The sequence below is a fragment of the Streptomyces sp. NPDC093510 genome, assembly GCF_040683555.1.
GTDB lineage: Bacteria > Actinomycetota > Actinomycetes > Streptomycetales > Streptomycetaceae > Streptomyces.
In genome coordinates, this window is sequence record NZ_JBFBEE010000028.1 from 97,295 (window position 1) to 114,020 (window position 16,726).

The following is a 16,726-nucleotide window of genomic DNA, read 5'->3' on the forward strand; positions in this document are numbered from 1 at the left end:
GCATGGCTCGCGGCAGCGAGCTGGTTGAAGAGCAGTTACAGCGCGGCAGACAACGAATGCGTCGAGGTCGCCCACGTCCACACGCAGGTGGGAATACGCGACTCCAAGGACCCCCACCGGAACGGCCTGACCATATCGGCCGCGGCCTTCGCCGCGTTCGTCGGCGGCGTGAAAGCCGGGGAGTAACCCGCCCGCGAGGGACGCGCCCACCCCGGCCCAGCCCGGTGTCACGCCTCCCGGCGCGCCCCCGCCGACGCCACCGCCGGGAACACCCGCGGTGCCGTGTGGCCCGCCGCGGCGAAGGCGTCCAGGACCGACTTCGTCACCGTGTCCTCGTCCGCCGACTCCACCAGGACGACCGCCGAGCCGCCGAAGCCGCCGCCGGTCATCCGGGCGCCGAGCGCGCCCGCCGCGTTCGCGGAGGACACCACCAGGTCCAGCTCCGGGCAGGAGATGCGCAGGTCGTCGCGGAGTGAGGCGTGGCCCTCGGTGAGGACGGGGCCGATCGCGCGGACGTCGCCGGCGTCCAGGAGGGCGATGACCTGCTCGACGCGGTGGTCGTCCGAGACGACGTGACGCACGTAGCGGCGGACCTTTTCGTCCGTCAGCTTCGCGAGGGCCGAGGGGAGTTCGACGTACGGGACGTCGCGCAGGTGAGACACCCCGAGCTGCCGCGCGCCCGCCTCGCAACCAGCGCGCCGCTCCGCGTAGGCGCCGTCGCCGAGTGCGTGCTTCACGCGTGAGTCGACGACCAGGAGCCGCAGCCCCTGCGCCGCCAGGTCGAAGGGGACCTGGCGTATGGACAGGTCGCGGCAGTCCAGGTGCAGGGCGTAGCCCTCCGTGGCGCACGCGGAGGCCATCTGGTCCATCACGCCGCACGGCACGCCGACGAAGGCGTTCTCGGCGCGCTGGGCGAGGACCGCCAACTCCCTCGCCGCCAGGCCGAGTTCGTGGGCGTCGTTCAGGGCGAGTGCCGTGACGACCTCCAGGGCGGCCGACGAGGACAGGCCCGCCCCGGTCGGCACGGTCGATGCGAGGTGGATGTCGGCGCCCCCGGAGACGTCGTGGCCCGCGTCCCGCAGCGCCCACACGACGCCCGCCGGGTAGGCGGCCCAGCCGCCCTGGCCGTACTTCGAAAGGGGCGTCAGCTCGGCCACGCGCAGTTCGGCGACGGGGGCGTCGATGTCCGCCGAGTGCAGCCGCAGGAAGCCGTCGGTGCGCCGGGCGACAGCGGCGACCGCGCTGTGCGGGAGGGCCAGCGGCATCACGAAGCCTTCGTTGAAGTCCGTGTACTCGCCGATGAGGTTGACGCGGCCGGGGGCCGCCCAGACGCCGTCGGGCTCGTACCCGTACAACTCCCGGAACCCTGCCGTGACTTCGGATGCCGTGGCCATGTACGTACTACCCCTTTCGCTGGGCGAACGCCCAGGCGTCGGCGACGATGCCCGCGAGGTCCGCGCGGGACGGGTTCCAGCCGAGCTTCTCGCGTGCGGTGGCGGCGGAGGCGACCAGGACCGCCGGGTCGCCGCCGCGGCGCGGGGCGACCACTTCGGGGATGGGGTGCCCGGTGACCTTGCGGACGGTCTCGATGACCTCGCGGACGGAGAAGCCGTTGCCGTTGCCGAGGTTGCAGATGAGGTGCTCGCCGGGGGTGGCGGCGGCGACCGCGAGGAGGTGCGCCTCGGCGAGGTCGGCGACGTGGATGTAGTCGCGGACGCAGGTCCCGTCGGGCGTCGGGTAGTCGTCGCCGAAGACGCTGATCGCCTCGCGGCGGCCCTGCGCGACCTGGAGGACGAGCGGGATGAGGTGCGACTCGGGGTCGTGGCGCTCGCCGCAGTCGCCGTACGCGCCCGCGACGTTGAAGTAGCGGAGCGAGACGGCTGCCAGGCCGTGCGCGGCGGCCTCGCCGGTGATCATGTGGTCGACGGCGAGCTTGGAGGCGCCGTAGGGGGAAGTGGGGGCGGTGGGATCGGTCTCCGTGATCAGGGTGTTCACGGGCTCGCCGTACGTCGCGGCCGTCGAGGAGAAGACGAGCCTGCGCACGTCGGCGTCGCGCATGGCGGAGAGCAGGGCCATGGTGCCGCCGACGTTGTTGTCCCAGTACTTCTCGGGCTTGACGACGGACTCGCCGACCTGCGAGAACGCGGCGAAGTGCAGCACGGCGTCGTACGTGGGGTCCAGCCACTTGGCGGCATCGCGGATGTCGCCCTCGATGAAGGCGGCGCCCGAGGGGACGCCCTCGCGGAAGCCGGTCGAGAGGTTGTCGAGGACCGTCACCTCGTGCCCGGCCTCGAGCAGATGCTGGGCCACCACACTTCCCACGTAGCCCGCGCCACCGGTGACCAGGTACTTACCGCTCATGAACTCGCTACCTCTCGCAGTCGCTGGGCCGCGGCTTCCGGCGGCACGTCATTGATGAACACGCTCATGCCGGATTCGGAACCCGCGAGGAACTTCAGCTTGCCCGAAGTGCGGCGAATCGTGAAAAGTTCGAGGTGCAGGGCGAAATCATCACGATTGATCCCCTCATATCCGTCGAGGGCCCCGAACGGCGCTTGGTGCCAGGCGGAGATGTAGGGGGTCGGGGTCTCCCCCGTCTCCCCGGCCTCCCCGGTGCCGAAGATCCGGTCGAAGCGCCTCAAGAGTTCCAGGTAGATCTGTGGGAACTCTGTGCGTGCCGCCTCGTCGAGCCCGAGCAGGTCGGGCACCCGGCGCTTGGGGTACAGGTGCACCTCGTAGGGCCAGTGGGCGGCGTACGGCACGAAGGCGATCCAGTGGTCGCCCTCCAGGACGACCCGCTCCCCCGCGCTCTCCTTGGCGACGACGTCGTCGAAGAGGTTGCGGCCGCCCGATGCCTCCTTGAACGCGGCGAGCGAGCGGAGCATCAGGTCCGTGCGCGGGGTGACGAAGGGGTACGCGTAGATCTGCCCGTGCGGATGGCCGAGGGTCACGCCGATCTCGGCGCCGCGGTTCTCGAAGCAGAACACCTGCTCGACGGAGGGCAGGTGGGAGAGCTCGGCGGTCCGGTCGGTCCAGGCCTCCAGGACGAGGCCGGCCTGCTCGGGGGTGAGGTCCGCGAAGGACGCGTCGTGGTCGGAGGTGAAGCAGACGACCTCACAACGGCCCGCGTCACCCGCGAGCGAGGGGAAGCGGTTCTCGAAGACCACGACGTCGTACGCGGAGTCCGGGATCTCGCTGAGCCGGTCCCCGGCGGAGGGGCACAGGGGGCACTCGTCGGCCGGCGGGTGGTAGGTGCGGCCCTGCCGGTGCGACGCGATGGCCACGGAGTCGCCCAGGAGGGGGTCCCTGCGGATCTCCGATGTGGTCGAGACGGGCCCGAGCGGGCGCCGGTCGACGGCATCGCGTACGGCGTCGTCGCGCATGTCGTAGTAGATGAGCTCACGACCGTCGGCGAGACGGGTCGAGGTCTTCTTCACGTCCGGGGCTCCTCACCACCCACCCAACAGAACCGAACATAACAAATCACAACTCAACAGCGCCGTCAATGCCCGCAACAGCACCGCAGCTCGGCGTGTCCACCGGAGAGCTCGATCACAATCAAACAAAGAACACCATCAGAACTGTTCAGTTATTGAAGCGGGGGGCGTAGGTTCCCGTCTGATCCGTTCGCGCAACGAAGCGAGTTCACATGCAGTCCCCCACAACAACCCTGGCCGAGGGGCTTCGGCTGCCCACCAACGGCCTCGACTACGCGATCCTGGCGATCTACTTCGCCGTGGTCCTCGGCATCGGCTTCGCCGCCCGGCGCTCCGTCAAGACCAGCCTCGACTTCTTCCTCTCGGGCCGTTCCCTGCCCGCGTGGGTCACCGGTCTCGCCTTCGTCGCCGCGAATCTGGGCGCCACCGAGATCCTGGGCATGGCCGCCACCGGCGCGCAGTACGGCGTCGCGGTCGTCCACTGGTACTGGATCGGCGCCATCCCGGCCATGGTCTTCCTCGGCCTGGTCATGATGCCGTTCTACTACCGCAGCAAGGTCCGTTCCGTCCCCGAGTTCCTGCTCCAGCGCTTCGACAAGTCGGCGCACCTGCTCAGCTCGGCGCTCTTCGCCTTCGCGGCGATCCTCATCGCGGGCGTCAACCTCTACGCCCTGTCGATCGTCGTCGAGGCGCTGCTCGGCTGGCCGCAGTGGGTGGCGATCGTCGTCGCGGGGCTGTTCGTGCTCGCGTACATCACCATCGGCGGTCTCTCCTCGGCGATCTACAACGAAGTGCTGCAGTTCTTCGTGATCCTCGCCGCGCTGATACCCATCTGCGTCATCGGCCTGAAGAAGGTCGGCGGCTGGGACGGCCTCACCGGCTCCATAGAGCAGCAGCACGGCGACACCTTCATGACCGCCTGGGGCGGCACGGGCATCGGTGACGCCAACCCGCTCGGCGCCAACTGGCTGACGATCATCCTCGGCCTCGGCTTCGTGCTCTCCTTCGGCTACTGGACGACGAACTTCGCCGAGGTGCAGCGCGCGCTGTCCGCGAAGAACCTGAGCGCCGCCCAGCGCACCCCGCTGATCGCCGCCTTCCCGAAGATCTTCATCGTCTTCCTGGTGATGATCCCGGGCCTGGTCGCCGCCGTCCTCGTCCCGAAGATCGGCACCCCGGGCTCCGACCTGACGTACAACGACGCGATCCCCTATCTGATGCAGGAGCTGCTGCCCAACGGTGTCCTCGGCATCGCGGTCACCGGTCTGCTCGCCGCGTTCATGGCGGGCATGGCGGCGAACATCTCCTCCTTCAACACCGTGTTCACGTACGACATCTGGGCGAAGTACATGGTCAAGGACCGCGAGGACGGCTACTACCTGAACTTCGGCCGCCTCATCACCGCGATCGGTGTGCTCGCCTCGATCGGCACGGCGTTCATCGCCTCGTCGTTCTCGAACATCATGGGGTACCTCCAGACCCTCTTCTCCTTCTTCAACGTGCCGATGTTCGTGGTCTTCATCATCGGCATGTTCTGGAAGCGGGCCTCGATGAAGTCCGGCGTGTGGGGGCTTCTCGCGGGCACGACCGCCGCGATGGTCAACTACTTCTGGATCTACAAGCAGGGCGTCATCGACATCCCGACCGACCAGGGCGCCAACTTCGTCTCGGCGATCGTCGGCTTCGTCGCGGGTGCCGTCGTGATGGTCGTCGTCACGCTCTTCACCGCGCCCAAGCCCGAGGCCGAACTGGCGGGCCTCGTCTACGGCACGGCCTCACCGGGCCTGGAGGACGACGGGGCGGAGGCCGGTGACGACGCCTGGTACCGCAAGCCGGCCCTGCTGGGCTGGGGCGCCGTCGTACTCGCCGCCGCCTGCTACCTGCCGTACTCGCTCTAGCCCCGATCGGAGGACCGAAGACATGTCCGACCTGCACAAGCAAGTCTCCGACCTGGAGGCCAAGTCCGCGACGGCCGCGCGCCTCTTCGACATCCGGCGCATCATCGGCGGCCTGTTCGTCGTCTACGGAATCATCGTGACGATCGCCGGGATCACCGCGTCCGACGCCGACCTGAAGAAGGCGGAGGACATCAACATCAACCTGTGGACGGGCCTCGGCATGCTCGCCCTCGGGCTGTTCTTCCTGGCCTGGCTCTGGCTGCGCCCGACGGTGCCGCCCGCGCAGGGACCGGAGGACGAGTAACCCCTCGCTCGTCCTCCTTGACCGGGGCCCGAGTTCACCGCGGTGGCTCGGGCCCCGTCGTCATGCCGGGGCCCTCGTGGGCGGTCGCGTGGTTCGCGTAGGCCGACGCGGGGCGCTCGGCGCGCTCCAGGAGACCCGTGCGCGCGGCGAGCGCGGCGGCCTCCAGACGCGACCCGACACCCAGTTTCATCAGGACCCGCTGCACATGCGTGCGGGCCGTGCTGGGCGCTATCCCCATCCCGGCGGCGATCAGCCGGGTGTCCTCGCCGTCCGCGACCCGCACCAGGACCTCGACCTCGCGGGGCGTGAGCATCTGGAGGAGGCGCTGGCCCTCGTCGTCGGGCTGCGCGGCCGGATTGAGCAGCTCGCTGAACGCGGCCTGCAACAGCTGGGGCGCGACGGCGGCCTCCCCCGCGCGCGCCTTCATGATGGCGCGCTCCACTCCTTCTATGCGCTCGTCATGGCGTACGTAACCGGAGGCGCCGGAGGCGAAGGCCGCGGCGATGCCGCGCGGGTTCGGCACCGGCCCGAGGACCACGACCGCGACCTGCGGCCGGTCCCGTTTGATCTTCACGACCGGGTCGAACATGCCCGGCTCGGCCGGTGTCGCCGTGCCGAGGAGGCAGACCTCCGGGGCCCTGCTGATGACCAGTTCCGCCGCACCCGCGGCGGGCGCGGCAGCGGCGAGCACCCGGTGTCCGCGTAACTTCAGCGCCGAGGCGAGTGCCTCGGCGAGCAGTCGGTGGTCGTCGACCACCATGAGCCGCACACCCATAGCAACCCCCCAGTTCCCCGCGGGCCCCCCGACCCTTCATCCCCCGGAAGCTACACGCTTGTTCGACGTTGCGCGCCCCCTACCCATCAGAAGCGGCCCGGAATGCCTAAATCCCTGCCCTTCGGGGGCGCTGGGAAGTACTGAGTGGTACGCGAACGGCGGCGGCCGCCCCCTCCGACACGAGGGGCCGGCCGCCGCCGTCGGCTGACGCGCTGCTGCGCTCCGGACTACTTGGCGACGAAGCCGATCGCCAGGAACTCCTTCTCGTCCTTCGAGTAGGGCTTGCTCAGCAGCTTCTTGCCGAGGAACAAGTGCCCGTTCGCGTAGAGGAGTTCGTTCGACTTCGGGACCATGCCGCTGATCGCGCCGGTGACCGCTTCGGTGCCCGGGGTCTCCAGGAGCTTGGTCTCCTTCATCGTCTTACCGTCGAGCGAGACGACTTGGGCGCCCTGCTTGTAGCCGTGCGCCTTGTACGCGAGGACGTTGCCGCCGTCCATGCGGATCGGGAAGATCTCGCCGTTCTCACCGGCGAGCGCGCGGTCGCTGGTGGACTTGCCGGTGGCCAGCGAGAAGGACACGATCTCGTTGGTGCGGTTGTAGCTCTCGCCGCTGCCGTCGTGCTGCTTCGTCGGGACGTACAGCCGGTCGTTGCCGACCGCGATCGCCTTGCAGGCGTTGACCATGTTGACGCCGCAGTCGTGGTCGTACTTCCCGTCCTCCAGCGAGATCTTGGCACGCAGCTTGCCGTTGCTGCCGATGGAGAAGACGTCCGTGACACCGGAGGCCGTGATCTCGGTGGTGTCCTGGCCGAAGACGACCGGGTTCGTCGAGATGATCTTGGCGTTGTCGATGCCGTCGGCCAGCGGGTACGTCCACTTGTCGTCGCCGGTCTTCGGGTCGAGGAGCTGGACCTTCAGCCGCTCGTCGCCGTACGTGCCGCACTTGCGGACCGCGACCAGCTGGTCACCTCCGGCGTAGCCGACGTCCTCGCACTTGCCGACCTTCGGCTTCCACAGGGAGTTGCCCTTGACGTCCCAGGCGGCGCCGCCGCTGGAGGTGCCCGCACCGGCGGCGATCGTGGTGCCCGAGATGGTGACTTCCTTGAAGGTCGCCTTCACGCCGTTGGTGTCGACGCTCTCGGTCCAGAGCTTCTTGCCGGCCTTCAGGTCAACCGCGGAGACGTTCGAGCACTGCTCGTAGTCGCCCTTCTTGTTCCGCTTGGCCTCTTCGGTGACGACCGCGACGATGCCGTCCTCGGTGACCTCGGGCGACATCGCGCAGGTCATGCCGGACAGCGGCACCGACCACTTCTTCTTGCCGGTCTCCGCGTCGTAGCCGTTCAGCTCGTTGACGCCCGCCTTGGCGAAGACGTCGTCGGTCAGCGCGGAGCCCGTGGCGTTCCAGATCTGGTCCTTGGGGACCTCGGGCTGCGGCAGCTGCATGAGGACCTTGGCCGACGGGTCGGCCGGCGCCTTCTCCTTGGCCGGCCCCTGGTCGGGCGCGCTGCCGCCCTCCTCCGAACCCTTGCCGCCGCCCTTGCCGCCCTTGCCGTCCTTGCCGGACTCCTGCGCGGTGTTCTTGGAGTCGCCGTCCTTCGTCGAGGCGTAGTAGACACCGCCGCCGACGATCAGCGCGATCGCGGCCACCGCCGCGACGACGATCGCCATCTGGTTGCTGAACTTCTTGCCGCCACCGCCGGAGCCACCGGGCTGCGGCTGCATCGGCATGGTCGGCGGCTGCTGGTACCCCTGCTGGTACTGCTGCTGGTAGCCCTGCTGGTACTGGGGCTGGGCGGGCTGCGTGGGGTAGCCGTACGCCTGGGGGGCCTGGGGGGCCTGGGGCGGCTGCGGGGCCTGGGGCGCCTGCGGGTAGCCGTAGGTGGGCTGGCCCGCCGGGGGCGCCGGCGGAGCGGGAGGCGCCGGAGGGGCGGCCGGAGGAGCCGTGGGCGGGGGCGTCTGCGGGTAGCCGTACGACGGGTCGGGGGCCTTGCCGAAGCCTCCGGGCGGGGGCTCCTGCGGGGCGCCGAAACCACCCTGCGGAGGCTCGTTCGGGGGCTGCTGCGGTGGCTGGGGCGGCTGGGTCATGACGTCGTCTATTCCTTGGGGACGAGAGGGGACGAGAGCGGTGGAGCGGATGTCTGGGTGAGGGCGCGTCACTTGCCGTAGGCGAGCATCAGCTTCGCCTGGCCGGAGGAGCGCATGATGCTGGTGGTCGAGATGTAGAAGCGCCCGTCCACGTAGTCGACGTCCTTCGAGTAGAAGCCGCTCTCGATCCTCGACGTGCCCTTCGGGTGCTGCAGAAGGGTCTTGGGCTTGTGCGAACCGGACGTCGCGATGGAGACGACACGGCCCCCGGCGTCGTACGACGGAGTGACGTACGCGATCACCTCGCCGTTCTCGACCTTCATCGGGAGCATCGTTTCGTCCATCGGCGACTTGGCGCGCCAGGTCTCCTTGCCGGTGGCCAGGCTGAGCGCGACGACGTCGTTCGCGCCGCTCTTCTCACTCGTCGGCAGGTAGAGGTGCTTGTCGTCGACGGCCACGCCCAGGCAGCCGCCCAGCTCACGGCTGAGGACCGAGGTGTCGCACTCCGGCGCGAAGCTGTCCTTGGTGACGACCTCGGAGCGCGTCTCGTCGCTGTTCTCCTTCAACACCGTGATGTTGAACTGCTTCTTGTCCTCGTTGCTGAGGTACACGATCGTCGGGCTGACCGAGAAGATCTTGCCGATGCGCCAGCCCTTGGGGAACTTCTTGGTCCACAGGGCGCGGCCGGTCTCCGGGTCCAGCTGCTGCAGCTCGTCGTGCGCGTTGGGCGTGCTCGCGCCGCAGGACAGGGCCATGATGAGCTGCTTGCCGCCGACGAAGCCGCTGGGGAAGCAGGTGCCCTCGGCCTTCTTGTTCGCGACGTAGAGCTTCTTGCCGTCGCTCATGCGCAGCGCCGTGCCGGACTGGTCGCGGCCGACCATCAGCACGTCGCCGACGATGACCAGGTGGCTCTTGAGGGCGAAGTCGAAGAGACCCTCCTCCTTGACCGGCTTGCCCCAGCCCTTGGCGCCGTTCTTCAGGTTGACGACCTGGAGCTGGTTGCACTTGGCGTCGCTCTTGGTGCCTTCCTTGTACGCCACGACGATCCTGCCGTCGTCGGTGGCCGTCCGGGTCGCCGCGCAGATCTTCTGCGGGAACTCGATGGCCTTCCAGGCGGTCTTGCCGCTCTCCACGTTGTACGCGAGGAGCTGCTTGTACGCGGCCTTGACCACGACGTCGCCGTGCACCCACATGCCCGGGGCGTCGCCGCCGGAACCGGGCACCTGGGGCGCCTCCTTGTACCAGAGGACCTTCGCCTCGCCGGACCGGCGGCCTTCGTTGAGGTCTTCCTTGCCCTCGTGGCCGTCGCCGTCGCCGGTGCCCGGATTGACCGGGGCGGACGCGGAGGTGGAGGGCTTGGGGTCCTTGTTCTTCGCCTCGGACTTCTTGCCGCCCTCGTCGTCGCCGCCGACGACGGCATAGGTGACACCGCCCGCGACGAGCAGCGCGGCCACGGCCGCGGCGACGACCACGATGAGCTTGTTGCGCTTGCCGTTGCCGCCGCCGGGCGGGGTGCCGGGAGCGCCGGGGCCCGCGGGGAACTGCGGCTGCGTCGGCGGCTGCTGGTACCCGTACTGCGGCTGGCTTCCGTACGGGCCGGGCTGCTGGGGCTGGCCGTAGGGTCCGGGCTGCTGGGGCTGGCCGTAGGGTCCGGGCTGCTGCGTCTGGCCGTACGGGCCCGGCTGCTGAGGCTGACCGTACGGGCCCGCCTGGCCGGGCTGGGCCGGCGGGGTCTGCGGGTAGCCGTAACCGGGTTGGGCGGGCGGGGTCTGCGGGTAGCCGTAACCGGGCTGGGGCTGCGGTGGCTGCCCCGGTGGCTGCGGTGCCCCTCCCTGCCGTGGATCCCGTGGGTCCTGTGGGTCCTGTGGGTCCCGTGGGTCCTGTGGAGCTCCGAAGCCGCCGGGCGGCGGCTGGTTGGGCGGCTGAGTCATCAGCGCTTCCCCCTTCACTGATTTTCGGCACGCCAAGTGGTGCTCAGGGCAGCCTTTCTATCACCCTGCCCCCGTACCACACGGGTCCGGTCCTGTCCCTGTTCCCAAGGGAGGACCGGCCCGTAATGCGTCCGTTACGCGAGCTCCACGGGAGTTCTACGCGTCCTCCGCGAGCTCCAACCAGCGCATTTCCAACTCCTCGCGCTCACCGATCAGTTCACGGAGTTCGGCGTCCAGTTTGGCCACCTTTTCGAAGTCCGTGGCGTTATCGGCGATTTGGGTGTGGAGCTTGGTCTCCTTCGCGGAGACCTTGTCCAGCTGCCGCTCGATCTTCTGCAGTTCCTTCTTCGCGGCGCGGCCCTCTTTGGAAGACACAGTGGCGGCGGGGACGGTCTTCGCCGCGGCGGCCTGCGCGGGCGCCGTCTGGGCGGGGGCCGACGCGCTCGCGGTCGCCGCCATCCGCTGCCTGCGCTCCAGGTACTCGTCGATGCCGCGCGGCAGCATCCGCATCGTGGCGTCACCGAGGAGCGCGAACACCTTGTCCGTCGTCCGCTCGACGAAGAACCGGTCGTGGGAGATGACGACCATGGAGCCGGGCCATCCGTCCAGCACGTCTTCGAGCTGCGTCAGCGTCTCGATGTCGAGGTCGTTGGTCGGCTCGTCGAGGAAGAGGACGTTCGGCTCGTCCATCAGCAGCCGCAGCAGTTGCAGCCTGCGCCGCTCACCACCGGAGAGGTCACCGACCGGCGTCCACTGCTTGTCCTTGTTGAACCCGAACGTCTCGCAGAGCTGGCCCGCGGTCATCTCCCGGCCCTTGCCGAGGTCGACGCGCTCCCGCACCTGCTGCACGGCCTCCAGCACCCGCAGCGTCGGCTTCAGTTCGGCCACCTCCTGCGAGAGGTAGGCGAGCTTCACGGTCTTGCCGACGACGATCTTCCCGCCCGCGGGCTGCACGTCGCCGTCACTGCGCGCGGCGTCCGCCAGAGCACGCAGGAGCGAGGTCTTGCCCGCGCCGTTCACGCCGACCAGACCGATGCGGTCACCGGGGCCGAGGTGCCAGGTCAGATGCTTGAGCAGCAGCTTCGGACCGGCCTGGACCGACACGTCCTCCAGGTCGAAGACCGTCCTGCCGAGCCGCGTCGTCGCGAACTTCATCAGCTCGCTGGTGTCGCGCGGCGGCGGCACGTCCGCGATCAGCTCGTTGGCCGCCTCGATGCGGAACTTCGGCTTGCTGGTGCGGGCCGGGGCGCCGCGCCGCAGCCAGGCCAGCTCCTTGCGCATCAGGTTCTTGCGCTTGGTCTCCTCGGTGGCCGCGATGCGCTCACGCTCCGCGCGGGCGAAGACGTAATCGGAGTAGCCACCCTCGTACTCGAAGACAGACCCGCTCTGTACGTCCCACATGCGCGTGCACACCTGGTCCAGGAACCAGCGGTCGTGCGTCACGCAGACGAGCGCCGAGCGCCGCGTCCGCAGATGCCCGGCCAGCCACGAGATGCCCTCGACGTCCAGGTGGTTGGTCGGCTCGTCGAGCACGATCAGGTCCTGCTCGGCGATGAGCAGCTTGGCCAGCGCGATCCGGCGCCGCTCGCCGCCGGACAGCGGGCCGATGACGGTGTCGAGCCCCTGCGGGAACCCCGGCATGTCGAGCCCGCCGAACAGCCCGGTCAGTACGTCCCTGATCTTGGCGCTGCCCGCCCACTCGTGGTCGGCGAGGTCTCCGATGACCTCATGCCGGACGGTGGCGGCGGGGTCGAGGGAGTCGTGCTGCGTCAGCACGCCGAGCCGCAGCCCGCCGTTGTGCGTGACGCGGCCGGTGTCGGCGTCCTCCAGCTTGGCGAGCATCCGGATCAGGGTGGTCTTCCCGTCGCCGTTGCGCCCGACGACACCGATCCTGTCCCCTTCGGACACGCCGAGTGAGACGCCGTCGAGCAGGGCACGGGTGCCGTACACCTTGCTGACTGCCTCGACATTGACCAGATTGACGGCCATTTCTCTCCTGACAGGGGGGATCGATCGATCCTCCAGCGTAGTCGCCCGCGGGGGCGGGTCTTCGGCCTCCCTGGGCGTACCTGCTTGCTCACTCTTTGTGATGACGGATCAAGGAATCCGCGGCTACCGTTGAGGCACAGGCCGAAGAATCCCGCCCATGGGAGGAACCATGACCGCCGAGTCCGTTGAGCAGCAGCACGGGCGCTGGCCGGTGCCGCCGCCGACCGGCTACACCGTGGACGACCTGTTCACGCTGCCTGATCTCCCGCCGCACACTGAGCTCATCGACGGGAGCCTGATCTTCGTGAGTCCGCAGAGCTACCTCCATCTACTGTCGATCAAGCTCCTGGAACGCGGCCTTGAGCAGACTCTGCCGTCGGAGTTGAAAGTCGTACGCGAGATGAACGTAGTGATCGACAAGCACAACGCCCCTGAACCCGACCTCAGCGTGGTCCGTGCTTCCGCTATTACCGATGACCGTCTGAGCCGCTTCCCGGTGAAGGACGTGCTCTTGGCCGTCGAGGTCGTGTCCCCGGAATCGGAGTCCCGCGACCGCACGACCAAGCCCCAGAAGTACGCCGCGGCCGGGATCCCGAACTTCTGGCGCGTCGAACAGACCGGGACCGGCCGTAGGCCCGTCATCCATGTCTACGAACTCGACCAGGTGACCAACGCTTACGTCCACATGGGCATCCACCGCGATCAGATCAAGGTCAGTAAGCCCTACGACATCGACATCGACCTCACCGCCATCGACGTGCTCTGACCCGGCCCCCCGCCCGCTCCACCACCAGCCACCCCGCCAGCGCCATCCCCACCGCCGCCGGTGCCGTCACGTGGACGGCTATCAGCATCGCCGTACGCCCTTCCAGCAGACCCCCGAAGCCGACCATCGACAGGCCGAGCACCCCGAAGAGGCAGAGCGTGACGCCGAGGGCGGCCGCCGGGCCCGAGGCCGTACCCGGAGCGACCGGCCCCACCGCACCCGGCCCCACCGCACCCGGCCGCTCGAAGCGACGGAAGAGCGCCACCAGCGCCACCGTCAGGGCCGTGGCCGCCGCCATCCGCAGCGGCACCTGCGCCCACCACGCCGCGCTCGCCGGCTCCGGCAGCGGGACGTCCAGGGCGAGCAGCGTCCCGTACACGCCGAGCATCGCCGTCAGATGCCACAGGAACGCCGTCATCGAGACGCCGTTCGCCGCCACCACGCCGCGCCACACCCGCGGCCGCGCCAGCCACCGTGTCGCCGGTGCGCGCAGCAGTTCCACGGCGCCGACCAGCCACATGCCGTGGCAGAGGAGGGCGAAGGTGGGCGGCGCCATGTTCGAGACGCGTTCGCCGGGCATGCCGACCATGGAGAGCGGATACGGGCCGAGGGCCACAAGCAGCGAGGCGCCCGCGAGGCCCGCGCCCGCCAGGACGTACGGCATCCGCAGCATGCCGTCCGCGCGCAGGAAGCCCAGCTGGTGCACGGCGAGCCACACGAAGGCGAAGTTCAGGAACTCCAGATACGGCACACCGAACGCGAAGCGCGCCACGTCCACCGCGCCGGCCGCCGCCACGAGCGCGCCGAACGCGCCCCACCCCCACCGCTCGTGCAACCACAGCAGCGGCGGGGTGAACGCGACCATCGCGAGATAGACGCCGATGAACCACAGCGGCTGCGCGACGAGCCGCAGCGCGACATCGAGCAGCCCTCCGCCCCGGCCGCCCCACTGCAGAAGCAGCGCGCCCGCGCCCCACACCCCTATGAACACCATGGTGGGCCGCAGCAGCCGCTGGAGCCGGGCACGCAGGAACGCCGAGTAGACGGACCGTCCCCCGGACCGACGGCTCAGCGAGCGGTACGACAGCGCGTGCGAGAACCCGCCGACGAAGAAGAAGACGGGCATGATCTGCAACGCCCACGTCACGAGCTGGAGCTCCGGCACCACGGCGAGGAGGTTGCCGACCTCCGCGCCGTCGTCGCCGACGGTCACGGCGGCCATCAGCCAGTGGCCGACGACGACCGTGCCGAGCGAGGCGACGCGCAGCAGGTCGACGTACCGGTCACGCCCGGCGGGCGTCTTCCCGGCGAGTTCACGAACGCTTGATCCCATGTACGTACGGTCGCGCGCCGTCATGTGTCGACGTCAGCGCGCCCGTACTCAGATCAGCACCTGAGTACCTACAGCACCATGGCTCCCGGAGCGGGCGACTGCGCCACCCGTGCCGCACGGCAGGTACCGGAGGCGAGCAGGGCGTCCGCCACGCGCCGCGCCGACTCGGCGTCCGCCGCGAGGAACGCCGTGGTCGGTCCCGACCCGGAGACCAGCGCGGCGAGCGCCCCCGCTTCGGTACCCGTCGCGAGGGTGTCGCGCAGCGAGGGGAAGAGCGAAAGGGCCGCGGGCTGCAAGTCATTGCTGACGGCACCGGCCAGCGCCCGGACGTCACCGTCCCGCAGCGCGGCGAGCAGCGCGGGCGAGGCCCCGGGGGCGGGCGCGACCGGAGTGAGCCGGTCGAACTCCCTGTACACGGCAGGCGTGGACAGCCCTCCATCGGCGACGGCGAACACCCACCAGAAACCGCCGCCCACGTCCAGCGGCTCCAGCTTCTCCCCTCGCCCGGTGCCGAGCGCGGCGCCACCCACCAGACTGAACGGCACATCGCTGCCCAACTCGGCACAGAGCTCGAGCAGTTCCCCGCGACCGGCCCCGGTCCCCCACAGCGCGTCGCACGCCACGAGCGCGCCCGCACCGTCCGCGCTGCCACCGGCCATGCCACCGGCTACGGGAATGTCCTTGTCAATATGGATATGCACATCGGGCGCGATCCCGTACCGCCCGGCGAGCAGCTCCGCGGCCCGGGCCGCCAAGTTCGTACGATCCAGGGGCACTTGCCCGGCTCCGACCCCGTCACAGGTGATCCGCAGCCGGTCGGCGGCAGTGACCGTCACCTCGTCGTACAGCCCCACGGCGAGAAAGACATTCGCCAGGTCATGAAAGCCGTCGGCACGCGCGGCACCCACGGCCAACTGAACATTGACCTTCGCGGGCACCCGCACGGTGACGCTCGCGCTCACGCGCCGGCCTCCTTGTGCTCGGCGATCCGCGCGAACTCCTCCACGGTGATCGCCTCGCCGCGCGCCTGGGGCGACACCCCGGCGGCGACCAGCGCGGCCTCAGCGGCGGCCGCGGAGCCCGCCCAGCCGGCCAGGGCGGCCCGCAGCGTCTTCCTGCGCTGCGCGAAGGCGGCGTCGACGACGGCGAACACCTCACGCTTCGACGCGCTCGTCTTCACCGGCTCGGCGCGCCGCACCAGCGAGACGAGCCCCGAGTCGACGTTCGGAGCGGGCCAGAAGACGTTGCGCCCGATGGAGCCGGCGCGCTTCACCTCCGCGTACCAGTTGGCCTTCACGGACGGCACCCCGTACACCCGCGAGCCCGGCCCGGCGGCGAGCCGGTCGGCGACCTCGGCCTGCACCATCACGAGCGTCCGCTCGATCGTCGGGAAGGTGTCGAGCATGTGCAGCAGCACCGGCACGGCCACGTTGTACGGGAGGTTCGCGACCAGCGCGGTGGGCGCGGGCCCCGGCAGCTCACTCACCAGCATCGCGTCACTGTGCACGAGCCCAAAAGAGCCCACCTTCTCCGGAAGGCGAGCCTGCACGGTCGCGGGCAGGGCCCCGGCGAGCACGTCGTCGATCTCGACGGCGGTGACGTGGGCGGCGGTCTCCAACAGCGCCAGGGTCAGCGACCCGAGGCCCGGTCCCACCTCCACGACGACGTCGTCCGGGCGGACCTCCGCGGTGCGGACGATGCGCCGTACGGTGTTGGCGTCGATGACGAAGTTCTGGCCGCGCTGCTTGGTGGGGCGTACGCCCAGGGCAGCGGCCAGTTCGCGGATGTCGGCGGGGCCGAGGAGGGCGCCGTGCTCAGTGCTCACGCCCCCAGGTTACGGTCCCTGGCCCCTGGGCCTCACCCGGTCCACCTGCTGCCCCACCCCGGCCCCGGGTCCGACGGGTGGGCCCCCCGGCCTCTCTCCCCCCACCTCCACAAACAGTCCCACCGCTCCGCGGCGGATGTATCCCACCCACCCACCCGTGCACCCCGCGACGTCCCGCGGGAGTAGGGGCGGGTGGGGGGGTGTCCCCCGCGACGCCCCGCAGGAGTAGGGGCGGGTGGGTGGGGTGTTCCCCGCGACGTCCCCCCGGGGTAGGAGCCCCAAGCCCGCCGCTCCGCGGCGGATGTTTGGGGGGGCCCCCCCCCCCCCCCCCCCCCCCCCCCCGCGGCGGCGGGGGGCGGGGGGGGGGGGGGGCCCCCCCCCCCC

At 70.0% G+C, this 16,726-nt stretch carries 14 protein-coding genes; 4 read left to right on the plus strand and 10 right to left on the minus strand.

What is annotated here, in order from left to right; translation table 11 throughout:
- Positions 1-186, plus strand: a 186-nt coding sequence (locus tag AB0N81_RS34275; RefSeq protein WP_365365365.1) for a DUF397 domain-containing protein, incomplete at its 5' end; no start/stop codon positions are given.
- A gap of 41 nt (positions 187-227) precedes the next feature.
- On the opposite strand, the gene galK is transcribed toward AB0N81_RS34275, so the two are convergent.
- From galK to galT, 3 genes are read right to left on the minus strand one after another with little or no spacing between them, the layout of a single operon-like run.
- A complete protein-coding gene (gene galK / locus AB0N81_RS34280) occupies positions 228-1,394 on the minus strand; it encodes a galactokinase (RefSeq protein ID WP_365365367.1) in 1,167 nt (388 codons plus the stop codon).
- 7 nt (positions 1,395-1,401) lie between these two features.
- Positions 1,402-2,361 (minus strand): UDP-glucose 4-epimerase GalE, encoded by a 960-nt coding sequence (gene galE / locus AB0N81_RS34285; protein WP_365365369.1) that lies wholly within the window; start codon positions 2,359-2,361, stop codon positions 1,402-1,404.
- The gene (gene galT, locus AB0N81_RS34290) at positions 2,358-3,437 is read right to left on the minus strand and encodes a galactose-1-phosphate uridylyltransferase (protein ID WP_365365371.1); all 1,080 of its coding nucleotides are present in this window, start codon (positions 3,435-3,437) and stop codon (positions 2,358-2,360) included. The genes galE and galT overlap by 4 nt, the downstream gene beginning before the upstream one ends.
- Before the next feature lie 212 nt (positions 3,438-3,649).
- Here galT and AB0N81_RS34295 point away from each other — a divergent pair, with 212 nt between their 5' ends.
- Together AB0N81_RS34295 and AB0N81_RS34300 are read left to right on the plus strand one after the other, a co-directional pair.
- Positions 3,650-5,335: a sodium:solute symporter family protein gene (locus tag AB0N81_RS34295; RefSeq protein ID WP_365365373.1), complete on the plus strand. Its 1,686-nt coding sequence runs from the start codon at positions 3,650-3,652 to the stop codon at positions 5,333-5,335.
- 22 nt (positions 5,336-5,357) lie between these two features.
- The gene (locus AB0N81_RS34300; protein WP_365365375.1) at positions 5,358-5,639 is read left to right on the plus strand and encodes a hypothetical protein; all 282 of its coding nucleotides are present in this window, start codon (positions 5,358-5,360) and stop codon (positions 5,637-5,639) included.
- Positions 5,640-5,673: 34 nt separating this feature from the next.
- Here the strand turns inward: AB0N81_RS34300 and AB0N81_RS34305 are convergent, their stop codons facing one another.
- From AB0N81_RS34305 to AB0N81_RS34320, 4 genes are all read right to left on the minus strand, one after another.
- The gene (locus AB0N81_RS34305; RefSeq protein WP_365365377.1) at positions 5,674-6,414 is read right to left on the minus strand and encodes a LuxR C-terminal-related transcriptional regulator; all 741 of its coding nucleotides are present in this window, start codon (positions 6,412-6,414) and stop codon (positions 5,674-5,676) included.
- 227 nt (positions 6,415-6,641) lie between these two features.
- The gene (locus tag AB0N81_RS34310) at positions 6,642-8,498 is read right to left on the minus strand and encodes a PQQ-binding-like beta-propeller repeat protein (RefSeq protein WP_365365379.1); all 1,857 of its coding nucleotides are present in this window, start codon (positions 8,496-8,498) and stop codon (positions 6,642-6,644) included.
- A gap of 68 nt (positions 8,499-8,566) precedes the next feature.
- A complete protein-coding gene (locus AB0N81_RS34315; RefSeq protein WP_365365381.1) occupies positions 8,567-10,429 on the minus strand; it encodes a PQQ-binding-like beta-propeller repeat protein in 1,863 nt (620 codons plus the stop codon).
- 156 nt (positions 10,430-10,585) lie between these two features.
- Positions 10,586-12,418 (minus strand): ABC-F family ATP-binding cassette domain-containing protein, encoded by a 1,833-nt coding sequence (locus AB0N81_RS34320; protein ID WP_365365383.1) that lies wholly within the window; start codon positions 12,416-12,418, stop codon positions 10,586-10,588.
- A 169-nt stretch (positions 12,419-12,587) separates the two neighbouring features.
- On the opposite strand from AB0N81_RS34320, the gene AB0N81_RS34325 reads away from it, so the two are divergent.
- Positions 12,588-13,184, plus strand: coding sequence for a Uma2 family endonuclease (locus AB0N81_RS34325; RefSeq protein WP_365365385.1), 597 nt, complete (start codon positions 12,588-12,590; stop codon positions 13,182-13,184).
- On the opposite strand, the gene AB0N81_RS34330 is transcribed toward AB0N81_RS34325, so the two are convergent.
- The 3 genes from AB0N81_RS34330 to rsmA form a co-directional block, all read right to left on the minus strand.
- On the minus strand, positions 13,162-14,517 hold the full coding sequence (locus AB0N81_RS34330) for an acyltransferase (RefSeq protein ID WP_365365387.1): 1,356 nt from the start codon (positions 14,515-14,517) through the stop codon (positions 13,162-13,164). The genes AB0N81_RS34325 and AB0N81_RS34330 overlap by 23 nt on opposite strands.
- Before the next feature lie 68 nt (positions 14,518-14,585).
- A complete protein-coding gene (locus tag AB0N81_RS34335) occupies positions 14,586-15,479 on the minus strand; it encodes a 4-(cytidine 5'-diphospho)-2-C-methyl-D-erythritol kinase (protein WP_365365389.1) in 894 nt (297 codons plus the stop codon).
- On the minus strand, positions 15,476-16,342 hold the full coding sequence (gene rsmA / locus AB0N81_RS34340) for a 16S rRNA (adenine(1518)-N(6)/adenine(1519)-N(6))-dimethyltransferase RsmA (RefSeq protein WP_365365391.1): 867 nt from the start codon (positions 16,340-16,342) through the stop codon (positions 15,476-15,478). Before rsmA ends, AB0N81_RS34335 begins: the two co-directional genes overlap by 4 nt.
- Positions 16,343-16,726 lie beyond the last annotated feature (384 nt).

Coding starts and splice junctions, on each gene's coding strand:
- galK (WP_365365367.1), bottom strand. CDS start 1,394: ATGGCCACGGCATCCGAAGTCACGGCAGGGTTCCGGGAGTTGTACGGG.
- galE (WP_365365369.1), bottom strand. CDS start 2,361: ATGAGCGGTAAGTACCTGGTCACCGGTGGCGCGGGCTACGTGGGAAGT.
- AB0N81_RS34295 (WP_365365373.1), top strand. CDS start 3,650: ATGCAGTCCCCCACAACAACCCTGGCCGAGGGGCTTCGGCTGCCCACC.
- AB0N81_RS34300 (WP_365365375.1), top strand. CDS start 5,358: ATGTCCGACCTGCACAAGCAAGTCTCCGACCTGGAGGCCAAGTCCGCG.
- AB0N81_RS34305 (WP_365365377.1), bottom strand. CDS start 6,414: ATGGGTGTGCGGCTCATGGTGGTCGACGACCACCGACTGCTCGCCGAG.
- AB0N81_RS34310 (WP_365365379.1), bottom strand. CDS start 8,498: ATGACCCAGCCGCCCCAGCCACCGCAGCAGCCCCCGAACGAGCCTCCG.
- AB0N81_RS34315 (WP_365365381.1), bottom strand. CDS start 10,429: ATGACTCAGCCGCCCAACCAGCCGCCGCCCGGCGGCTTCGGAGCTCCA.
- AB0N81_RS34320 (WP_365365383.1), bottom strand. CDS start 12,418: ATGGCCGTCAATCTGGTCAATGTCGAGGCAGTCAGCAAGGTGTACGGC.
- AB0N81_RS34325 (WP_365365385.1), top strand. CDS start 12,588: ATGACCGCCGAGTCCGTTGAGCAGCAGCACGGGCGCTGGCCGGTGCCG.
- AB0N81_RS34330 (WP_365365387.1), bottom strand. CDS start 14,517: ATGGGATCAAGCGTTCGTGAACTCGCCGGGAAGACGCCCGCCGGGCGT.